Origin of the sequence: Haloglycomyces albus DSM 45210 (genome assembly GCF_000527155.1) — a bacterium.
GTDB lineage: Bacteria > Actinomycetota > Actinomycetes > Mycobacteriales > Micromonosporaceae > Haloglycomyces > Haloglycomyces albus.
The window spans coordinates 600,570-619,290 of the sequence record NZ_AZUQ01000001.1 but is presented as its reverse complement, the minus strand read 5'-3'; the positions used below and the strand labels follow the sequence as shown (position 1 = coordinate 619,290).

At 59.9% G+C, this 18,721-nt stretch carries 16 protein-coding genes; 13 read left to right on the top strand and 3 right to left on the bottom strand.

The annotated features are described in order from the left end of the window. Positions 1-83 precede the first annotated feature (83 nt). The 6 genes from HALAL_RS0103040 to HALAL_RS0103010 all read left to right on the top strand — a co-directional run bounded on the left by HALAL_RS0103040 (position 84) and on the right by HALAL_RS0103010 (position 6,563). Positions 84-1,355, top strand: coding sequence for a trypsin-like serine peptidase (locus HALAL_RS0103040; RefSeq protein WP_169732396.1), 1,272 nt, complete (start codon positions 84-86; stop codon positions 1,353-1,355). Between the two features lie 1,265 nt (positions 1,356-2,620). Then, positions 2,621-2,989, top strand: a complete 369-nt coding sequence (locus HALAL_RS0103030; RefSeq protein ID WP_025272589.1) for a hypothetical protein — start codon at positions 2,621-2,623, stop codon at positions 2,987-2,989. A gap of 25 nt (positions 2,990-3,014) precedes the next feature. Beyond that, positions 3,015-3,467, top strand: coding sequence for a hypothetical protein (locus HALAL_RS0103025; protein ID WP_025272588.1), 453 nt, complete (start codon positions 3,015-3,017; stop codon positions 3,465-3,467). 123 nt (positions 3,468-3,590) lie between these two features. Then, complete coding sequence (locus HALAL_RS0103020) at positions 3,591-4,124, top strand: hypothetical protein (RefSeq protein ID WP_025272587.1); 534 nt, start codon at positions 3,591-3,593, stop codon at positions 4,122-4,124. Between the two features lie 507 nt (positions 4,125-4,631). Then, positions 4,632-6,011 carry a solute carrier family 23 protein gene (locus HALAL_RS0103015; protein WP_035534327.1) on the top strand — a complete coding sequence of 460 codons (1,380 nt, stop codon included), beginning with the start codon at positions 4,632-4,634 and terminating at the stop codon, positions 6,009-6,011. An 81-nt stretch (positions 6,012-6,092) separates the two neighbouring features. Then, positions 6,093-6,563 (top strand): DUF6912 family protein, encoded by a 471-nt coding sequence (locus tag HALAL_RS0103010; protein WP_156937572.1) that lies wholly within the window; start codon positions 6,093-6,095, stop codon positions 6,561-6,563. Here the strand turns inward: HALAL_RS0103010 and HALAL_RS0103005 are convergent. Further along, a complete protein-coding gene (locus tag HALAL_RS0103005) occupies positions 6,506-7,408 on the bottom strand; it encodes a hypothetical protein (RefSeq protein WP_025272584.1) in 903 nt (300 codons plus the stop codon). The two genes, HALAL_RS0103010 and HALAL_RS0103005, sit on opposite strands and share 58 nt — an antisense overlap. 253 nt (positions 7,409-7,661) lie before the next feature. Here HALAL_RS0103005 and pruA point away from each other — a divergent pair, with 253 nt between their 5' ends. Next, on the top strand, positions 7,662-9,290 hold the full coding sequence (pruA, locus tag HALAL_RS0103000; protein ID WP_025272583.1) for an L-glutamate gamma-semialdehyde dehydrogenase: 1,629 nt from the start codon (positions 7,662-7,664) through the stop codon (positions 9,288-9,290). 88 nt (positions 9,291-9,378) lie between these two features. Here the strand turns inward: pruA and HALAL_RS0102995 are convergent, their stop codons facing one another. Further along, entirely contained in the window at positions 9,379-11,154 is a 1,776-nt protein-coding gene (locus tag HALAL_RS0102995; RefSeq protein WP_025272582.1) for an ABC transporter substrate-binding protein, read from the bottom strand. A gap of 196 nt (positions 11,155-11,350) precedes the next feature. Here HALAL_RS0102995 and HALAL_RS0102990 point away from each other — a divergent pair, with 196 nt between their 5' ends. From HALAL_RS0102990 to HALAL_RS0102970, 4 genes are all read left to right on the top strand, one after another. Further along, positions 11,351-12,574 carry an NADP-dependent isocitrate dehydrogenase gene (locus HALAL_RS0102990; protein ID WP_025272581.1) on the top strand — a complete coding sequence of 408 codons (1,224 nt, stop codon included), beginning with the start codon at positions 11,351-11,353 and terminating at the stop codon, positions 12,572-12,574. A 498-nt stretch (positions 12,575-13,072) separates the two neighbouring features. Beyond that, positions 13,073-13,804, top strand: a complete 732-nt coding sequence (locus HALAL_RS0102980; RefSeq protein WP_025272580.1) for a phosphocholine cytidylyltransferase family protein — start codon at positions 13,073-13,075, stop codon at positions 13,802-13,804. After that, positions 13,792-14,844, top strand: coding sequence for an iron-containing alcohol dehydrogenase family protein (locus HALAL_RS0102975; protein WP_025272579.1), 1,053 nt, complete (start codon positions 13,792-13,794; stop codon positions 14,842-14,844). Before HALAL_RS0102980 ends, HALAL_RS0102975 begins: the two co-directional genes overlap by 13 nt. Further along, positions 14,831-15,808 carry an ABC transporter permease gene (locus tag HALAL_RS0102970; protein WP_245598019.1) on the top strand — a complete coding sequence of 326 codons (978 nt, stop codon included), beginning with the start codon at positions 14,831-14,833 and terminating at the stop codon, positions 15,806-15,808. Before HALAL_RS0102975 ends, HALAL_RS0102970 begins: the two co-directional genes overlap by 14 nt. Positions 15,809-15,864: 56 nt before the next feature. Here HALAL_RS0102970 and HALAL_RS0102965 read toward each other — a convergent pair whose 3' ends face one another. Then, the gene (locus HALAL_RS0102965) at positions 15,865-16,722 is read right to left on the bottom strand and encodes a potassium channel family protein (RefSeq protein ID WP_025272577.1); all 858 of its coding nucleotides are present in this window, start codon (positions 16,720-16,722) and stop codon (positions 15,865-15,867) included. A gap of 343 nt (positions 16,723-17,065) precedes the next feature. Here HALAL_RS0102965 and HALAL_RS0102960 point away from each other — a divergent pair, with 343 nt between their 5' ends. Both HALAL_RS0102960 and HALAL_RS0102955 read left to right on the top strand, forming a co-directional pair. Further along, on the top strand, positions 17,066-18,352 hold the full coding sequence (locus HALAL_RS0102960; protein WP_025272576.1) for a geranylgeranyl reductase family protein: 1,287 nt from the start codon (positions 17,066-17,068) through the stop codon (positions 18,350-18,352). Then, positions 18,353-18,718 (top strand): NADH-quinone oxidoreductase subunit A, encoded by a 366-nt coding sequence (locus HALAL_RS0102955; protein ID WP_025272575.1) that lies wholly within the window; start codon positions 18,353-18,355, stop codon positions 18,716-18,718. Positions 18,719-18,721 lie beyond the last annotated feature (3 nt).

Sequence of the window (18,721 nt, the reverse complement as noted above, 5' to 3'; positions counted from 1 at the left end):
GGGTGAAAAGTCGTCGCGTCAAGTAACCCAGGCCTCAGTGAATCGTTGAACCGATGAATCATCATCGTGTCAAGGGGGAGATTGTGCCTTCACAGATACCTGGAACCGGGTCCACGCCGAGCTCGTCGCGCCGTCGGAGGAGAAAGATAGTTGTCTCTTCGCTTGCGGCGGTCGTGGCTCTGATCGTGGCAGTGACGGTGACTCCGAACGCTGTGGCCCTTCGTCTCGGATTCGATGTGGCTGTGGGAGAGCGGATCACCGATTCGGTGGACTCGGTGGAGGTCGACGACGCCCTCTCCTCCGTCATCCAGGTCGGAGAAAGGATTTCGGTCGATAAGTCTCTGGACTATGACGAGTACTCCGATGGAAACCGGGTACTGGAATTCGTTGAGGAAGGCGCCTCCTACGTCAAGGTGCATTTCGAAAAATTGGCGCTCATGGACGGCGATTCGCTGACCGTCTACAATCCGGACCGTTCGGAGGTGCACACCTATACCGAAACGGTCGTCGACGATTGGGCGATGTCGGTGACGGGCGATCGGGCCCTGGTGGAGTTGTCGGTCCACGAGCCGTCGGTGACTCCGAAGGATCTGGGCGTCTCAATCGACGAGGTCGCCTACGGATACGGCCGGAAAGCGATCGACGACATCATGCTCGATCACGCCGCTTCCACCCGTAGCCCGGAAAGCAACTGCGGCACGGTCGATCGACGTCCCGCACCGTGCTATGAGGACAGCCATCCCACCATGGTGCGACAGACCGATCCCGTCGCCAGACTGTTGGTCGACGGTACCGTCCTCTGCACCGCCTTCAAGGTCAGCGAGCGCAATCGCCTGCTGACCAACAATCACTGTTTCAGTCAGGATTGGGAGGCCAAACGGACCGAGGTGTGGTTCGACTACGACTGTCGTTCGTGTACCAATACGACTCCTCGGACTCCGACAAAGGTGCGAGGTCAGTCGGTCATCAAGACCAATCGGAACCTGGACTACACCCTGTTCTCGGTCAGCGACTTCTCCGCCGTCGACGACCTCGGCCATCTCGAATTGGAGAAGGACAGGACGCGACGTGGAGAGGAGATCTACATCCCGCAGCATCCGGGTGGGCGACCGACGGAAATCGCGGTGGAATCGTCCTCTGACGGCGGTAACTGCGTTGTCTCGGGGGTCGGGTATGACGGCTACATCGAGGGCACGGACGTGGCCTATTACTGCGACACCGAGTTCGGCTCCTCCGGGTCGCCGGTGCTGTCGAGTCAATCGCATAAGGTCGTCGCGCTACATCATTTCGGGGGATGCCCCAATTCGGGTGTCAGCTCGCACCTGATCTATCCGGAGATCAAGGATCATATCTAGGCGGCAAAATCAGGTAACGTCCGTTTACTGATCCAATACAGTCCCTTTAGGGCGGTCGTGAGTCGAATTTCTGGGCTCACGACCGCCTTTGTCGTGTTATACGCCCGACACGTGTGGTTGTGGAATACAACATATTCTGTAATCGCATCGCCACCCTCGGGCACGAGGATCGCCGGCGAAACCCCAGGTGGTGGGCGATGTTTAAACGACAAGAGGAGATTTCACCTATTATGCGCCAAAAAATCCTATTTCAGCCGTATCCCCCTTTTCCCGTGGTTCGTTCTATTTAGTGCAAGGGGCACAACGCCCTAAGCGGTTCGATGAGGACCGAGTGAATTCGTCGGAATGTCACTGCGATCAAAGGAAAGGAGGCGGAATGGTTCACCACGGTCAATGGCGCGTTGAATGTGGCGCGAGGCGGCACAGCGTCGCGTACCGACCGAGGAGTATCGTTTCGACTTCGTTCCGTACCGATCGCCTTGAGTGTGACGCCAACGCAGTCGGTGAAATCGGTGCCGAAACGAAATCGATCGCCATGTCCCGTGCGATCAGTGAACGGTCAAGTGAGTTCCACTCTGGGCTTGCCAACCATATTCTGGCCGAAATGGCGGCTGTGCGACACCGGTGCAGCCACAAGCTTGAGGCGCATGGAATTCGGTCTGTTCACTGGGTGTCTGGCCACGGTCGGGCGCGATTCTCGTCGTCGGTTTCTGAACCGGTCGCCTCTGACGCACACGGCGGATTTTCTCTACGACCGTACCTGCGACGCGAACCCAGCGTCGACACGGTACTGACAACGTCATTGAACATTGACTTGGACGGCAATGTGTATACAGGGTCCTCCAGGAACCTGGAACCCGCGATCGCCATTGTCGTCTCCACTGTCGCAGACAGTGATTCCCACGGTCACGCTCGACCCATGGCATGGGTCGCTGAGTGGCTTATATCGGGAACGCGGACTCGGAGGAGAGTCGCACCGCCGAGGGACTCACGTACCCACTTGACGACCTCTGAGGACGCAACGCTCACAACAGTCGCACGGGCGGGTGTGAACAGTCGGACTCCCAGCCGCGCACGAGTCATGTCAAAACGAGTTCAGTCCTATTCGGATATGACTGTGGCATCGCTGATTGATGTGAAGACACTCGTGTTCATTCCATCCGTCATCGACAGAGCAGTACGTCGCGCACGGTCAAGTGCCGACATTGTCAGAAAAATCGCGTGGGCCTCCGCCCACTGATCCTAAAACGAAGGAAACAGACAACATGCGCAAGATTGTTACTTCCGCTGCCGCCGCTGCTGGTGTAGCCGCTCTCGGTATTGCCGCTCCGGCCATGGCGGGCGAGAACTCCGGCGTCGACGCCGGTAACGTCAGCCTGCTGAACGTCGACGCCTCGAGCGCCGCTCACTGGCAGATCTGTGGCATCAACGCCTTCGCCCAGTCCTACGGGCAGAACTGTGACAACCGTGACCACATCGGTGAAGGACCTCAGTCCGGTGTAGACGCCGGTGAAGTCTCAGTGGGCAACCTGGACATCTCGAGCGCCGCTCACTGGCAGATCTGTGGCGGCAACGTGGCCGTGAGCCCGTCGCTCGACCAGAACTGTGACAACCGCGACCACATCACCGAGTAAAAAGTTACTCGCGAAAGGATTGACAATGCGTAAAACGCTTTCCACCGCAGCGGTAGCGGCCGCTGGACTGGCCGTCGCGGGTGCCGCAACTCCGGCCATGGCCGCCGAGAACTCCGGCGTCGACGCCGGTTCGGTCAGCCTGGCCAACATCGATGCCTCCAGCGCTCTGCACTGGCAGATCTGTGGCATCAATGTTCTGACCACTTCGTACGGCCAGAACTGTGACAACCGTGACCACATCGGCGAGGGGCCTCAGTCCGGTGTGGACGCCGGCGACGTGTCGGTCGTCAACGCCGACATCTCGGACTTCGCTCACTGGCAGATCTGTGGTGGCAACGCGCTCACCACGTCGGTCGACCAGAACTGCGACAACACCGACCACATCACCGAGGGCCCCGGACTTCCGGACGACGGCAACGGTGACGGTGACAACGGTGGCGACAAGAACATGCTCATGAACGACATGGGTGACCTCTAAAGAGGCACTTGTTCGCTGTGACTGGAAGGTGCTTACCCATTGCGGTAAGCACCTTCGTCGTTACAGCGGAAATCGAACGATGCCAGCCGAACGCAACGAACTTGCCCGGCAAAGAGGATGATTATGCAGAAGAATCTCACAGCTGCCTCGACGATAGTGGCCTCCCTGACGGTTGCGACCGCGGGAACCTTGGCCATGACAGCGGGTACAGCAATGGCCGCTCCCGAGGGAGCGGAGGAATCGGGCGGTTTCCGCCTCGTCAAAATCGAACAGGACAAGTTCGACATGCCGACGTTCTGCGGACTGCAGAATTACGGTGCCCCCGCCGATCCGGCCTGTGACGACCAGCGTTATCTCGGTGACGAATTGGCCGAGCGGCGTCAGTCCGCGGAAGCGGAGACACCGGCGAGTGGAGCCCTCTCGCTGGTCAACGTCGATGCCCGTAACGCCGGTCAGATACAGGTATGCGGAATCAACATCGCCACCGACAAACCGGTGGACAACCAGAACTGTGACAACTCGATTCCCGCTTCCGAGGAACCGGTTGGCGGCGACAGTGGTATCGCACTGGCCACCATCGACCTCCGTGGCGCGGGCAAAATCAACGTGTGCGGCGTGTCGGTGTTGGGAAGTGAACCGACCGACTGCGCTCAATAGAGTGTCGTAGCCGATCCGACTGATAGGTGCCCATGATGTTCGCCCCCGGATCAATCCCAACATCATTGGAATCAAAGTTCTTGGCGCACTTGTCGAATTCGGCTGAAAAGCGTCTCCACAAATGAGACGATGGTGTCTTCTCTTCATACCCATTGGCCGGGCTGTCCCATCAGCCCGGCCATACTTGCGTGAGGAGTCGCCGTCGACCGTGGCATGGGCTCGTGACCGTCGAATCGGACGGGCGCGGGAACAAGGTCGGCGCGTTCGGGCGGTGGCCGTTGCGACGGTCTGGAGATCCACCGGGACAGACAAGCCGCTCGGGCCAGAGGTCTTCCGCACACGAGTGTGGGTCCAGCGAATTGAGTGACGCTTCGCAGAGGGGCTGACCATCCCTTCCCGGGCAACGGTTAAATTGGGTGTGGTTCAGCGACGTGTCAATATACGCCCTAATCTGTCCTTATGCGCCTACTGCCCGGGGCGCCGCACAACGATATGGAGTTGCCGGATATGGCTGAAGACGCCGCGTCCACCGCACCGGAACAGCATACAAAGCCCACCAACGTTATTGATCGCTATTTCGGTTTGAGTCTGCACCACAGTAATATGGGCAGGGAGGTCCTCGCCGGTACGGTCACCTTCTTGGCGATGGCCTATATATTGGCGGTCAATCCCCTCGTTCTGGGAGACGAAGGGGATCTGGGGGCCGCGGGTATGCCCATGCAGGCGGTCTTTACCGCTACCGCGGTGTCGGCGGTGGTGGGAACCTTGGTGATGGGACTGTGGGCCAAATACCCGATCGCCTTGGCTCCCGGGATGGGACTCAATGCCTTCTTCGCCTACAGCGTGGTACTCGGGATGGGTATTCCATGGCAGGTGGCTCTGACGGGAACGCTGATTTCCGGAATCGTGTTTTTCCTTCTGGCGATCACCGGAATTCGCGAATACGTCATCAATGCCATTCCCATGCAGATGAAACTGGCCGTAGGAGCCGGTATCGGACTGTTCATCGCGTTCATCGGGATGAAGAACGCCGGTATCGTGGTCGGGAACCCCGACACCCTTGTGGCTCTGGGCGACCTCCGGGAGCCGGCGACCCTATTGGCCCTGTTCGGCCTGATCGTCACCGTGATCTTTCTGGTTATCGGCTGGAGGGGAGCGGTTCTCTACGGGATCGCCGTGACCGCTCTAGTCGGAGTGATCGCGGGAGTGGTCGACGCGCCGTCGGGGGTCGTGGCGCTGCCCGGTGGCCTGGACCAAACATTCGGCCAGGCGATCGAACATTTCCCGGAGGCCTTTACCTCGCAGATGATCATTGTGGTGCTGACCATGTTGTTCGTCGACTTCTTCGATACCTCCGGGACCCTCATCGCGGTGGCCAACCAGGCAGAACTCTTGGACAAACAGGGCCGACTTCCGCGCGCCGGGCGAGCATTGGGTGCCGACTCCATCGCCACCATGTCGGGAGCGGTCATCGGTACGTCCACCACCACCGCCTACGTCGAGTCCACCGCAGGAGTCGCGGCCGGGGGACGTACCGGCCTGACCTCGGTCGTGGTGGCGGCATGGTTCGGATTGTCCGCCTTCTTCTTCCCGGTATTCGCCGTCATCGCCGGTACCGAGCAGGTCACCGCTCCCGCTTTGATCGTGGTCGGCATTCTGATGGCCAAATCGCTGGGAAACATTGAATGGAGTCGCCTGGAGTACGCCATCCCGGCCTTCTTGACCGTCATCGCCATGCCCTTGACCTACTCCATCTCTAATGGAATCGCCTTGGGGCTGCTCTTCTACCCGCTCGTCATGGTCGCGCGAGGCCGCTGGAGAGACGTCCACCCGGTGACCTATGTACTGATGCTGGTATTCCTCGGGTATTTCGCGTTTCTGCATTAAACGATGTCCCCGGTGGGTTGACGGCCTCGCAATCCACCGGGGCGACGTATGTCATCGGCGGCAATGGGCGACAATTCAAGCATGTCGCGAATACATGTGCCGGCCAATGGAGAAATGTTGCGGGAACTGCTGGATCGAGGGCAGGTTCAACTCGACGCACCCGTATATCTGGTGACCTCGGCACTCACACAGGCGTTTCCCAAGGCAGCGCGCGAGGACTTGGAGTACACGGCGTTCGCCGAGGCCGCTCAGGCGTCCATCGACCTGGTGAGCCGAGATCATCCGCGGCGGGTGGTTGTCAGCGCCGATCTCCCCGACAGGTTTCTCCGTGAAATTCCGGAAACGGCGGCCGCCGAAGCCTCGGGTTCGGTGAAACTTCCCAAGGTGGCGGCCATCCATGTCGACGACGCCGAGGTCGCGGCGACGATTCGCGCCGAACTAACCGAAGGATCGGTCGATGCGGAAGCGCTGGAAGAGCGGATTCTGGACTGGTATCACCCGTCGGAGTTGGCCGTCGTCTTGGACGAGCTTTTCGGAATCAAGAGCCCGTAGGCCAGAATCGCCGTGACGGTTCCAGTGAACAGTACGGTCATCGCCCCGTTGTACTCATAACGCCCCGAGGTATGGAGTGACGCTTGGTCGAGCGGGTTGAGGCCGTCGGCGAGCTGGTGGACCAGCAACTCCGCTCCTACCTGTGTGGCGATGGCGGCGATCAACCAGATCAGCCCAGGGGTGGCGGCGGCGAAGACGTAACCGTACAGAGTCGTCTGGCGTTGCCGTAGTCGAAGGTAGACGAACGTGGCGATCCCGATGACGAGGCCCGCGACCAGAGGTAGATAGGTCGCCCAGGCCTGGTAATTGTCCAGGGCTTCGCTGAAGAACTGCTCGGTCTTCGGCCTCAGCCAACCGCGCAGGATCATGAACACCATCAAGACGGCGGTGGCGAGGAGCGCTGCCCGAATCTTTTCCTGATGGTGCGGAACGGCGAAGAGAGATCCGATGAGAGCGCAGGTGAGGAGCAGAGCCCCGATGATGGTCGCAATAATGGGGTCGGCGGCGAAGTAGGCGAAGATACCGACCCAGGAGAGAATTCCCACGCTGAGGCCACCTATGGGGATGGACAGCGGGCGCGGCCCCTTCCACGCGCGGAGGAGTAGGCCGGTGGCGGCTCCCGCCCACGTGGCGGCCAGGGTGGGTGGAGTCAGAGTGGAGGCGACAAGGACAATGCCGGTCTGATCCAGACGACCGCCCATGGACAGGACGTTGCCCAGCGAGATCAGGGTCCAGATCAGCCAGGACCAGGAGCACATGGCGATCAGGGCGCTGATGGCCACCTGTACCTTTGAACCGGGTTCGGTCGTCGTATCCCCTTTATCAGGGGTAATCAAGTCCGTCACTCCCTCACCATACGGAGAGGCAGATTAGAAGTACATCAACGCCGGGTCGACGTGTTGCCTATGTCTATCGGCGGCGGAAGGGGATTCTTTCGTCTCAGGTGGTAGCGCCGCGGGGCGAAGTCGCGCTAAATTCAGAATTGAGGGTGCTGAACAGTGGGAATCAGGTCCGTTACGTTAGTGTTATCGGGATACGTTATCCTGCGATTCACAGGTCGAACCCGAGTAAATGCTTTCAAATCGATGGGAGAATCCGATGGACGCTTTGTTTACCGTCCCTACTCCGAAGAACGAACCAGTTAATACCTATGCCCCGGGGACTCCGGAGCGCGCCAGTCTGCAGGCCAAACTCAGTGAGCTTGCTTCCAAAGAACATGACCTTGACATGTTTATCGCAGGCGATTGGCGTCGGGGCGAGGGGGAGGCCATTAAGGTCGTCCAACCTCACAAACACTCCCACGTGCTCGGTGTGACCCATGCGGCTACCAGCTCCCAGGCCGCACAGGCCGTTGCCGCCGCCAAGGGTGCCAAACGCACCTGGGCGACGATGGACTTTGCCGACCGGGCGTCGATCTTCCTACGCGCGGCCGAGCTGATCGCGGGGCCCTACCGTGACGCGCTGAACGCCGCAACGATGCTGGGACAGTCGAAGTCCGCCGCCCAGGCTGAAATCGACTCGGCCTGTGAGCTGATCGACTTCCTGCGTTTCAACGTCGCGTTCGCCGAGCGGATCTACCGTCAGCAGGCCGAATCGTCCCGTGGAATGTGGAACCGTACCGACCACCGTCCGATCGACGGATTCGTCTACGCGGTTACTCCGTTCAACTTCACCGCCATCGCCGGGAACCTACCGACCTCCCCGGCACTGATGGGTAACACCGTGGTGTGGAAGCCCGCCACGACACAGCAGTTCGCCGCGAGCTTCTTGATGGAGATCCTGGCCGAGGCCGGGCTGCCCGACGGTGTCATCAACATGGTGACCGGCCCCGGGCCCGATATTTCGGACGTCGTCCTGGCCGATCCCGACCTGGGTGGTATTCACTTCACCGGTTCCACCCGCGTCTTCCAGCACCTGTGGAAGACCGTCGGCGAAAACATCTCCTCGTACCGTGCCTACCCGCGTCTGGTCGGGGAGACCGGTGGCAAGGACTTCATCGTCGCTCACCCGAGCGCCGACCTGGAGCAGTTGGCCGTGGCGACCGCACGCGGTGCCTTCGAATACCAGGGGCAGAAATGCTCGGCGGTGTCGCGTACCTACATGCCGCGCAGCCTGTGGGAAAACGGCCTGCGCGACCGTCTGCTGGAAATCACTTCGCAGATCAAGTACGGCGACGTCAGCGACTTCAGCAACTTCGGTGGTGCCGTCATCGACGAGCGCGCCTACAACAAGCACACCGCTCTGTTCAAGCGTCTGGCCGACGACAGCGAAGCCAACGTCATCGCCGGTGGTACGGCGGACGACTCGGAGGGCTACTTCGTTCAGCCGACGGTCATCGAGGCGACCAATCCGGAACACGAGGTCTTCCGCGAGGAGTACTTCGGTCCGATCACCAGCGTCTACGTATACGACGACAAGGACTTCGACTCCGTGGTTCGGCAGGCGGCCGATGTAGCGCCGTACGCGCTCACCGGTGGCGTCTTCGCCAACGACCGCGAGGCGATCGCCGGCGCCATGGACGAACTGCGTTGGTCGGCGGGCAACTTCTACATCAACGACAAGCCGACCGGTGCCGTGGTGGGCCAGCAGCCCTTCGGCGGTGGCCGTGGTTCCGGTACCAACGACAAGGCCGGTTCCTGGCAGAACCTCGTGCGTTGGGTCAGCCCGCGCTCGATCAAGGAGAACTTCGTTCCTCCGCGCGAATGGAGCTACCCGCACCAGGGTTAAATAAGAGTCACGATATCGGCGGGGGCGGTTTCCAGTGAGGCCGCCCCGCCGAGTCGTGTCCGGAGTCGGATTCGTGAGAGTCGTCGTCTCAGGCGAGCTCCAGTTCTCCACGCATGAGACGCAACATGATCGGGTTGTCCTCGTAAACGTTGTTGTTGGTGAACTCGCCCGGATCGATTTCCTTGGCTCGGACACCTTCGATGCCGTAGGTGATGCGCGCGTTGAGCGCGATGGGGATTCGCGGCAGGGTCTCGTTGAACACGATGCCGAGCTTTCGATTGGCTTCCGCTTGCGTCTCCGTGTCGCCTTCCCGTGCTTGACGATAGAGCTCATTCAAATCGACCTGCCCGAATTCGCTGGTGTCGACCTCATCGGTGGGGAACGACATGCCGGGTTCCGCATCGGTGCGGTTGTTGTCGGTAAACCATGCCATCGTCCACGATCCGTAGTGATAGGGGACGGTCGGGTTTCCCCAGTGGCGTACGGATATTTCGAAATCACCTTTGTTCCATTGCGTCCAGGGATCGGTTCCGTCCATGCGCGTGTCCTCGGCGTCTATCCCGAACGAGCGGAGTTGATCGGCGACTTCCCTGGCGATGACTTCGAAGTCCTGCCATCCGTCCGGGGCGCTGACGGACACCGAGACCAACTTACCGTTCTCGTCGATCCAGCCGTCCTCGGTTTCGCTCCAGTCGAGCTCGCGCAAGAGTCGTTTGGCGGCTTCGTGATCGGTGTCGTAGCGGATGAGCGAATCGACCTCGTCGGGGTCATAGATCTGTTCGATGTGCCGATTGGGTAGACCACAGTCGGCGGTGGGCAGGTAGTAGCCGTTGATTCCCAGCGCCGCTTCGGCGATGAATTCCCGGTCCAAAATATGGAGAAGCGCCTGTCGGAAACGACGGTCTTGGTATTCCTCACGACGTTCGAGATTCAGCATGAGTCCCACACCCACGAGGTCTTCGGTATTGAGCTCCACGATCCCCTCCACGTCATGGAGAATGTCGCGACTGTCGGCGCTGAGAACGTGGGTGGAGTAGTCGATTTCCTGCTTGAGCAGGAGACGTGTGGCCTCCTTGTTGTCGGCGTTGCGCACTTCGCACTTGGCGAAGGTGACCTGGGAACCGAATCGTCCCTCAGGGTGGCGTTCGAACCTGATGACGTCGTTGCCGGTGGATTCGAGCCGATAAGGACCGTAGGTGAGGAAGTCCGCCTGTCCGGGGCGGTGGGCGCCGAGCTCCTCGTCGAGTTTCTTCTGCTCGTTTGAGCCGTACCCCCTGTCCTCTGCGAGGAGAGCTTCGGCTCGATCCATCCACTCGTGGTACAGGGAATAGGGACTGATCCGGGTGCGGAGCACATCGACTTCAATGCCCTGGTAACGGCGGGTGAACGAGATGACGAGCTCGCGGTCCGAGGCGACACGAACCTCGGTGATGTCGGACCATCCCACCGCACTGTCGGAATTCATCACCCGCTCGACATTGAGACTTCCGGCGATGTCTTTGGCGGTGAACGGATCACCGTTCGACCATTGCATGCCGGACGGGAGCTTGATGATCAGGTCATCCGACTCCCAGGAAACCTCTTCGGCGGTTAGGGGAATCCATTGGTAGTTGTCCCAGTTCAACATGGCTATTGAGGGACGGAACAACTCGACGATCGCCGCTTGTTCCAACAGGCTCTGACTACCCAACAAGGTATTGAAATTAAAGGAATCCAAGTCGTAGCCATAGGCGAATGAGAACAGCGATTCGGTCGGGGAGTCGTCCTCCGAGCCGCACGCCGCGAGCGCGGTACCGCCGACGGTCGTTATCCCGACCGCCCGCAGTATGCCGCGGCGGGTCAAGGAACGGCTTTCTTGAGGCATGGGCAGCTTCCTTCCCTGGGGAGACGCCATATATCGTCACATGGCGATATGGGGCATAAGCGATCTATAAGCTTTCTTGAAAGATTATAGGCCTACAGCCTACTTGACGTGACAGGCATCTCGAACGGCCTATTGATCATCACTGGAATAAATCCAGTACGCTTGTACTGTTATAAAGCTATAAGGAGGCACCACGATGGCTAAGATCAAAGTCAACGGTCCCGTCGTCGAGCTCGACGGCGACGAAATGACCCGCATCATCTGGCAAAAGATCAAAGACGAACTCATCCACCCCTATCTGGACGTGGACCTGCGTTACTACGACCTCTCAGTGCAGAACCGCGACGCCACCGACGACCAGGTCACCGTCGACGCCGCCAACGCGATCGCCGAGCACAACGTCGGCGTCAAGTGCGCGACCATCACCCCTGACGAGGCACGCGTCGAAGAATTCGGCCTCAAGAAAATGTGGCGCTCGCCCAACGGAACCATCCGGAACATCCTCGGCGGCGTCGTATTCCGCGAGCCGATCATCATGAGCAATGTCCCCCGCCTGGTCCCGGGCTGGACGCAGCCCATCATCATCGGACGTCACGCCCACGGTGACCAATACAAGGCGACGGACTTCAAAGTCGACGGACCCGGCACGCTGACGGTCACCTTCACCCCCGACGACGACTCCGAGCCGGTTGAATTCGAAGTGGCACGTTACCCCGAAGGCGGCGGCGTGGCCATGAGCATGTACAACTTCCGCAAGTCGATCGAGGACTTCGCCCGGGCCTCCTTCCGCTACGGCCTGGCTCGCAACTACCCGGTGTACATGTCCACCAAGAACACCATCCTCAAAGCCTACGACGGCATGTTCAAAGACGTCTTCCAAGAGGTCTTCGACAACGAATTCAAGGCAGAGTTCGACGAACGCGGCCTCACCTACGAGCACCGCCTGATCGACGACATGGTCGCCGCCGCCCTGAAGTGGGAAGGCGGGTACGTATGGGCCTGCAAGAACTACGACGGCGACGTCCAGTCCGACACCGTCGCCCAGGGTTTCGGATCGCTGGGACTCATGACGTCGGTGCTGATGACCCCGGACGGCAAGACCATGGAGGCCGAAGCCGCGCACGGTACGGTCACCCGGCACTACCGCCAATGGCAGGCCGGTAAACAAACCTCCACCAACCCGGTGGCCTCCATCTTCGCCTGGACGCGGGGACTGGCACACCGTGGCAAGCTGGACGAGACCCCGGAGGTCACTCAGTTCGCCGACGACCTCGAGAAAACCGTCATCGAAACGGTCGAAAGCGGCAAGATGACCAAGGACCTCGCCCTGCTGGTCGGCGGCGAGCAAGACTGGCTGACCACCGACGAGTTCCTCGACGCGCTGGCGGACAACCTCGCCAAAAAGCGGGTTGAGAGCTGACCGCTGAGATTGCCCCAGGCACTCCATATTTGCGCTGTGGGGGCCTCTTGCGGCCATAAGGCCGCTACGAGTCCTCCGCGCGCAAATCTGAAGCACCTGGAACAATCTCAGCTCCTCTCCAGCTCTACCGCCGCGTCGCACTTTCAGTGCTTGCGGCTCGCCAGTTGGCTCGTCCCCGGGGATGGAGTGATGGCAGCGCTCTTTCGAACGCACGGTTAGCTCTACCGCCGCGTCGCAGTTTTTCTGTGGTTGCGGTTCGAGAGTCGGCGCCTCCTTGGGGAGAGTGTGGTGGTCAGAGCCCTGGTCGAACGCATTGGGTGTTCTACCGCAGCATCGTTCCGCCGTGCTCTGGTGGTCCGGTTCGTCGCCGCTGAGGATTTCGATTCGCTTGCTCTGGAGTTGAATTGCCGGGAATTTTTTGATTGGACCGGTGAATCCGCTGAGTATTGAGTCACGCGGTACTCTTGATACGAAATCGACCCATCAGAAAGGCGCATTGTGAGAGGCATAATCCTAGCTGCGGGCCAAGGGCAACGACTCCGTCCGGACACCGATGACATCCCCAAGACCCTTCTGCCTCTCAACGACCAGGGCGAAACCATCCTGGATACGATCCTGTCCGGACTCGTCGCCGTGGGAATCACCGATATCGCCGTCACCGTCGGCCATGCCGCCGAAGAGATCCGCCGACGGCAACACATCTTGGAAGAACGGCACGACGTCAAACTGACTTTGGTCGACAACGACCATCCCGAATGGAACAACGCCTATTCGCTGTGGACCGCCCGTGCGCACTATCGCGACGGAGCCGTCTTGGTCAACGGGGACACGTTCCATCCACACAGCGTGGAAGAACGTCTCATGGACGTGGACGAAGGTCGTCAGCTGCTTCTGGCGGTGGACGACTACCACGACCTGACCGACGAGGCGATGAAAGTGCGGCTCGGCACCGACGGCACGGTCGACCTGATACATAAGCAGCAGCCTCGCGACAACGCGGTCGGCGAATACATCGGCGTCAGTCTCATTCCCGCCGCTCGCGCGGACGATCTGACCAGCGCATTGGAAACCACCTTCCGTAATAACCCCGACCTGTACTACGAGGACGCCTACCAGATTCTGGCGGAAAAACACCTGGTGGCCGAGGTTCCCATTGGGGCCGTCGAGTGGACCGAGGTCGACGATCACGACGACTGGAACCGCGCAAAGGAACTCGCATGCCGCTCCTAGCTCGGACCGTCCTCGCCCCACTGGCAGTGGAAATCCGATCCGATGCCATAGATCACCTGCCCACACTCCTGCGGGAAACGAACATCGCCCCGACCGGGCGGGTCGCGGTCGTAGCCGGAACCGGTATAGGCCACGACCTGGTCGCGGATCTAAATTTGCCGCAGGCCACGACACACGTCATCGAGGCGGGCGATCTGTCACATGCTCGCGATCTCGCCCGACTGTTGAAGACCAGCGACATCGACGCACTGGTCGCCCTTGGTGGAGGCCGAGTGATCGACACCGCGAAATACGCCGCCACAGAACTGGGGACCCCATTGGTCGCCGTCGCCACCTCCCTGGCCCACGACGGAATCGCCTCCCCAGTGGCAAGTCTTCGCAATGAAAACGGCGTCTCCACGTCCTACGGCGTCCATACGCCCTTGGCGATCGCAGTCGATCTGGATCGTGTCCTACGCGCACCTGCTGTGCAGCGTTTCAGCGGTATCGGCGACGTGCTGACGAACCTTTCGGCCGTGGCGGATTGGCAGCTGTCCCACCGGCACACCGCGGAACGATACGACGGCCTGGCAGCGGCGCTCGCCTACAGCGGCGCCGAAGCGGTGCTACGGCATCCCAAGGGAATCGACGACCCGGATTTCCTCTACACCTTGGCGAGCGCCTTGGTTCAGGGAGGTTTGGCCATGGGGATGGCCGGATCGTCGCGACCGTGTTCGGGAGGATGCCATGAGATCGCACACGCGATTGAACACCTGTATCCTGGTTCCGGCAGTCACGGCCAGCAAGGTGCTCTGGGAGCGCTTTACTGCACCTGGATACGGGATGACAGGCAATTGTGGGATGACCTCGTCGTCGCGTATCGTCGTCATGGACTGCCGACGACGCCTACGGAACTGGGTCTCACCCCGGACCGCCTCACAAAAGCCATCGCGTACGCACCGGCGACACGCCCTGGGCGTTATACCATTCTTGAGCACCGTGATATGGATACCCACGAGATACGTCACCACTTGGACGGGATGATTGATGAGCTCGGATAACCCGACACCGACCTCGAACGCCTCGGGAGCGCCGCAGCGCCGCCCTTCCTTGGACGAGACCGGCGAGCTGCCACGTTTCCTGGATTCATCCAATGTAGATGAGCCAAGCGGCCCGGGTACCACGTCCCAGGTCGGCATGCAACGACAGTTCCCCCTGACCACCGGTCTGACCGCCGTCTTTCGCCACCGTCACGCCCTTAGCACGCTTGTGCGTAGGGACCTGGCGGTCAAATACCAGTCCACGGTTATGGGCTATTTTTGGTCGCTGGTGGAGCCTCTTGGTATGGCGGTGGTGTACTACTTCGTCTTTGCCTTGGTGTTCGGGCGCGGTACACAGCTTCCCAATGACGTCCATCTTGTGGTATACATCATTTCGGGTATTTTCGTGTGGCAATGGTTCAGCTCCGCGGTCTCGCAGGGAGCCGGATCTCTGAACGGGCAAAGCGCGTTGATCACGGTGATGAAGGTACCGAGAGAAGTGTTTCCACTGTCTAAGGTATTGGCACGGTTTGCCGAGTACTTGGCGGGATTCCCCATCATTATCGTTGCCGCCGTACTCGGGGACGGAGTCTTCGGCTGGAATCTCTTGTGGATCTTTCCGGCCATCCTGCTGCAGGCGATGATACTGACCGGATTCGCCTTCATGTTGGCTGCTGGGAACGTTCTATATCGTGATGTTCAGCGATTCCTTCCGCTGTTCATGCGAATCCTCTTTTACGCCTCTGCGATTCTGTTTCCCTTGAGCCGAGTGCAGAACGCACTGCAGAACCATCCGACCCTGTGGTTTCTGTATGAATACAACCCTCTGGTCGTCCTCTTCCAGATGCACCGTGCGGTCTGGATTCCCGGCTTGGCTCCCAACCAGTACGCGATCCTGTCGGTGACGTTCTTCGCGATCATCGTCATGTTCCTGGGGCGGTGGATTTTCTACAAACTGGAACCACAGGTTCTCAAGGCTCTGTAGAAGCAGGGATTGGAATTGTCAATAAATGAGAGCTGACGGGGTTTTCCCGTCAGCTCTCATTCTTGTGTTCGTCTGATTTCTGTCGTCGTTGGGTTTGTTCCCGGATTCTGGTCGGGTACCGCAGAATTGTGCTGTTGTTGGGAAAGGACCTTTCGTAGCTCCGCGATTTCTTTACGGAGGGCGTGAACTTCGTCTTCCAGTTCGCCCGGACCCGCTTCGTCCTCCGAGTGATTCCGCGCCTCAAGAGTCTTCATTTTGTCGGTGATCCAGGACGCCAGAGTGGCGGCGACGAAACCGAAGAGGCCGATTCCCACCACCATGAGGACCACGGCGATGATCCGTCCCATGAGAGTCACCGGAGTGTAGTCTCCGTATCCCACGGTGGTGACGGTGACGAACGACCACCACATGGCATCCGTCCAAGTGTTGATATTGCTGTTGGCGTCACGCTCGGCGTCCAGAACGGCCAGGGACGAGAGAAAAAGCATCATGCCGATGGATCCGATGACCAGAAACGACATCCGGGTGCGCACCAGCAGTTGCGTATGTCGCGCGATGAGTTCGAGGATCAGAATGGTGGCGCGCAGGAGTCGCAACGGTCGCGCCGGCGGCAACAATACGGTGACCGCCTCAAGCGGGGTGGCGACCATGTACTCGATACGTCGTCCCCGTCCGGCCAGACGGAGCCTCCAGAGGTATTCCAGTGCGAAGAACGTCCAGATAAGGATGTCGACGGCGATGAGGGACTGGCGGACGGTGTCGGGCAGGCCGGGCGCCAGGACGCGGGTGGCGTAGGCCAGTAGAAACAACACGGCAAGGACCATGAGGATCGCGGTGGTGTTGTGCTCCCACTGACGGAGGCGATCGGGCCAAGGGGCGCGGGATCGTTTGGTTCTTGCATCTTCCGGGGCCATGACGCATATTCTAACGAATCGCTGAGCTCGCTTTTCTCTAGATGCCGAGTGGGCAGTGCCGTTGCCGACCCGAGAGATTTATAGGCTGTCTCACGTTGGTGTTCTGTTGGCACATCGGCGTTACGTCATCGTATTGGGGACGTAGAGCGGTGACCAATACGGGCGAATCTATGGTTACTTCCCAGTAAGAGGCGCTTAACCAGCATCTATAAATACTTAGGTGGACCTAAGTGAAGGCTGTTATGAGAGAAGGTTTACCCTGCGGGTAGGTCTTGTGAATATCTTCACAAGCAGGTGATGAGTTAACAACGTCTCACCGTCTTAACAGTTGAGAGGATCATTGGTGACCACTCACGGTGCCTCAGACGCGGATGTCATTGTCGTCGGTGCCGGTCCTGGTGGTGCGGCTAGTGCCTACCACCTCGCCCGACGCGGACTTGACGTGTTGCTACTGGAGAAAACCCGATTTCCGCGCGAAAAGGTCTGCGGAGACGGCCTCACCCCCCGTTCGGTGGCGGCTTTGCTGCGCATGGGGATCGATACCACCCCCGAAGCCGGTTGGATTCGCAATCGCGGGCTGCGCGTTATGACTACCGACTACAAATTGGAGCTCGACTGGCCCGATCTGCGTCACTTTCCCAACTACGGCCTGACGCGTACTCGGCTGGACTTCGATGAAATGCTCGCCCGGCAGGCACAGCACCATGGAGCCCGGATGGAATGCGGTGTCAACGTCACCGGCCCGCAGTTCGACTTGGCCGGCCGGGTTATCGGCGTGAACGCCAAACGGGACGGTAAGCCGGTGTCGTACCGGGCGCCCGTCGTGATCGCCGCCGACGGCGTCGCCGGACGGTTTGCGCTGTCGCTCGGCTTGAAGCGTGACGAGAAACGTCCCATGGGAGTCGCGGTACGTCGTTACTACCACGCTCCCGAGCGCACCCACGACGATTACCTGGAGTCGTGGTTGGAGTTGCGTTCGGCTCAGAACCCCGATGTACTGCAACCCGGCTACGGCTGGATCTTCGGATTGGGAGACGGACGGGTGAACGTGGGTCTGGGGGTATTGAACTCCTCCACCGCGTACGGAAAGACCAATTACCGTCGCCTGCTGAACGATTGGCTGGAGACGACCGATCCTCACTGGGGCTTGAACGACGAGTCCAACGCCGAAGGCGGTATCGGCGGCGCGGCGCTGCCGATGGGATTCAGCCGACAACCCCATTACTCCCGAGGGGTGATGCTCGTTGGGGACTCTGGAGGGATGGTCAATCCGTTCAACGGAGAAGGCATCGCCTACGCCATGGAAGCCGGGGAGGTGGCGGCTCGCATTAGCGCGCAAGCGCTACGCGCACGTTCCGTCCCCGCGAGAGAAGCGATCCTGCGGACCTATCCGGACGTCATGAGTACCCGACTCGGGTCGTATTACCGGATGGGCGGAATATTCGTGGATCTGATCGGCCGCCCCGAAATCATGAGGCTGTGTACCGAGCGAGGCTTGCGCCACCCGCGTCTGATGCGTCTGGTGTTGAAATTGCTGGCGAATCTGGCCGATTGGCCGGCGAAGAACACCTCTGACTACATAGTCAACACCCTGGAAGTACTGACCCCGCGCCTGTCGAGGAGAGCCTGAATGGGGACGGAAGTGTATGTGCCGCTGGTGCTTATGTTCGCCATTGGCCTGGGATTCGGTGTGGTGAGCCTGATAGGTTCGCGCATCATCGGCCCGCGCCGCGTGAACAGGGCCAAAATCGATCCCTATGAGTGCGGTATCGAGCCGCCACCGGAAGGGTCCGCACCGAAACGGTTTCCGATTAAGTTCTATCTGACCGCAATGCTCTTTATCGTCTTCGACATAGAGATCATGTTCCTCATTCCGTGGGCTGTGTATCACGATGTTTTGGGGCTCTTCGGCTTCTGGGCCGTCGCAATGTTCATTTCCGCGCTCTTCATCGCCTACGCCTACGAATGGCGTCGTGGCGGATTGGAATGGGATTAAGCA